This window comes from Anaerovibrio sp. (assembly GCF_024697385.1).
In the GTDB taxonomy this organism is placed as follows: Bacteria; Bacillota; Negativicutes; order Selenomonadales; family Selenomonadaceae; genus Anaerovibrio.
Window position 1 is genome coordinate 1 of sequence record NZ_JAILFV010000147.1, and the last position, 3,029, is coordinate 3,029.

Annotated in this window: 2 protein-coding genes; one reads left to right on the forward strand and one right to left on the reverse strand. The window is 41.3% G+C overall.

The genetic code is table 11. The features are described 5' to 3' along the window. Positions 1 to 286: 286 nt before the first annotated feature. The gene (locus K6C05_RS08155) at positions 287 to 2,239 is read right to left on the reverse strand and encodes a methyl-accepting chemotaxis protein (protein WP_296733495.1); all 1,953 of its coding nucleotides are present in this window, start codon (positions 2,237 to 2,239) and stop codon (positions 287 to 289) included. Positions 2,240 to 2,616: 377 nt separating this feature from the next. On the opposite strand from K6C05_RS08155, the gene K6C05_RS08160 reads away from it, so the two are divergent. Beyond that, positions 2,617 to 3,029: hypothetical protein (locus tag K6C05_RS08160; protein ID WP_296733497.1), on the forward strand; the 413-nt coding region annotated here is incomplete at its 3' end.

A 3,029-nucleotide genomic window follows, 5' to 3' on the forward strand; every position in this document is an offset into this window, starting at 1 on the left:
TCATGGAGATAGTGGCCTGAGAATGAGGCAAACCTGATGGTGGAACTGCCGCCTGTGCCCCGATACTGTAAAGCAGCAACACCATCCCCAACAACAACGTAACGACTTTTCTTTGCATAAAAAGAACCTCCTTCCTTTATCCGTAAATGAATAAACATATCGATACAATCTGGTTTTTACTTCGACATATTATTTGAAAAATCCTTCTTCTTTAACTGCTGACATTCCCTCGACAAGCACAAAAAATCCGCACCCACTATAAATGGATGCGGATTGCATTTAAAAATTAAATTTTAAACTTGCCAGTTTCCTGAGAAAGGTCAGTTGCAAGGGATGCCAATGCCTGGGAGGCAGAAGCAATTTCCTCGGAGGACGCTGACTGTTCCTCTGCAGCTGCAGAAATAGTCTGCGTATGGTCACTGGTAACACGGCTTACATCATCAATGTTATCAACAGCCTTTACGATATTTCCGGTACCAGAAGCAACGGTAGCAGCTGACTTACTGATAGAGTGCATCTTCTGTTCAATGCTTGTTACCATTTCCATAATCTTGGTAAACTGTACGCCTACACCCTGCACAGCCTCAGCTCCCTGCTGAACCTCAACAGATCCCTGTTGCATAGCGGTAACAGCTGCTGTCGTGTCATTTTGAACTGAACTGATACGCTCCTTGATTTCTTCGGCAGCCGCTGAAGACTGTTCAGCCAGCTTTCTTACTTCCTCGGCAACTACAGAGAAGCCACGTCCGGCATCTCCGGCACGGGCAGCCTCAATAGCCGCATTCAGTGCCAACAGATTTGTTTGATCAGCAATGCTGGCAATAGTTTCAACGATCTGACCTATCTGCTGGGAATTATCACCCAGCTTCTGAACAACGCCTTCCAACTGACGAACAGATTTCTCAATTCCCTGCATACGTTCAGTAGCATGCTTCATCAACGCCTCGCCCTGACGAGCTGCATTGGCAGTTTCTGCGGTATCTGCTGCAACCTCCTGAGCTTCAGCGGTCATGTTATCGATATCCGTGGAAACATTATCTACATTCTCTCTGGTACCATCAACATTTTGCAGTTGTTTTTCCATACCTTCAGCTACTTCAGTAACCGTTTCAGCTACATTGGTAGCTGCCTGAGCTGCCTGATGGGCTCCAGCAGTCAATTCCTCACTGGAAGCTGCCAGCATTTCAGCAGATTTCTTCACACCGCCGATAAGCTTTTTCAGATTTTCATTCATGTTATTAACATCGGCAGAAAGCTGTCCTAATTCATCCTCTGAATCAACGTGAAGAGGACGCTGATCCAATACACCATTGGACATTTCATTCACACGGTCAGCCAAAAGCTCTACTACCCTTACAATGCGGGTAGAGAATTTCAAACAAGCAAATACGATCAATAAAATACCAACAACAGTAAGAATACCATAAACGATTTTCATGGTACGAAGCTGACTGAATACAAAGCTGGTCGGAGCTGATACTACGGCCTTCCAACCAGAAGAAGGAATAGTAGCATAAGCAACTACCTTTTCTTCGCCACCAGCATCAGTTACAAAAAAGCCCTTATCATTATTTTTCATCTCGGTGGCAAAGGCCTTAAGAATCGGATTATCATCTGTTTTAGACAGGTTTTCTTCTTCATTGGCAGAGGCAATAATAATACCACTATCAATGTTTATCAGCATACCCTTGCCTTCGCCACGGTATTTAATGGCCTTAGCCTGTTCAACCAGAGTATCGATCTTAACGTCTTCACTAAATACGCCACCGACAGCACCCTTGCGATCATAAGGAACGGCAATGGTCACAACCATACTTCCGCTGCTGACATCCTTATATGGATCAGTATAAATAATGTGACCTGCCTTTTTTGCATCCACATACCATGGACGCTTAGTCCATTCTCCCTGTCCAGTCAAATCCCCATCATGCCATGCCATAGCGAAGCCGTCATCCATTGCATGAATATCATCAAGGACTTCCTTATCATCGGCAATCTGTCCTACCAAGTCATGACGCTTCATCACATCTGTACTATCAGCCGGAATCTGTTTAAATACATTTGCACCGGAGATAACGATCTGCCCCTTGGCGCTAAGCCAGGCGTCAGCCTGTGCCGACTGTCTTCCTATTTCAGCTATAATCTCTTCTTCCGTAGTCTTTTCCAACGAAGTAGAAGCTGTAAAATAACCAATAATAGATACAACGGCCATTATTACACCTGCTATACCAGAAAGCATGAAAAACTTTTGTTTAATACCCATTTTCTTTATATCTTCCTTTCCTATTATTTTTAACCTATCGTTTTCATGATATCATTAACCTATATTTTATTCAATATTTCATCCAAAAATTTATTATTGCTATTATGTATCCCAAACACAGCAATTAATTATAAAAATTTTTATTTTTTTGCTTAATTTTCTTGGCTTAGGTGTTTCGTCCCCATTTTATACAAAAAATACATTTTTATGCGATTTATACACAAAGCTAATATCGTTTGACTGGAAGCCATCTCAGGTAATATACTTATCCTTGATATTTTACTTTAAATGAAGGAATGTACATTATTATGAATACAATTAGTACCAAAAAATTTCTTGCTACGTGCGCAATAATGGCCACACTTATTTCTTTTTGTTGTGTAACAGCTCAGGCAGCTGCCAATGATTACAAGCATATCCCTACATCCAGAGAAGAACTTAACAATGCTGAAAGGGATTTAAAGGTTCTCAAAAAAAGATATCCTGACATGGAAGAAAGCGCCTTTATTACTGACAATATTCAGGCACCGCTTATAAAAAACAACCTCGACCTATTAAAAAAAGCCATCAAAAAACATGACGATGGCCTAAGAAAAGTATATATAATAGATAAAAAACATCCTGAAAGCGTTGGCAGGGGAATTTTCCCTATTTCAGCAGGAAATATAGCTCTTACCCAGGGCTTTATTAATGCAAAAATGGCACTGGAGCCTGGCACATATACTCCAAAATCATACAAGGATTATGATATTTATGCTACAAGCTG

Coding starts and splice junctions, on each gene's coding strand:
- K6C05_RS08155 (WP_296733495.1), bottom strand. CDS start 2,239: ATGCTTTCTGGTATAGCAGGTGTAATAATGGCCGTTGTATCTATTATT.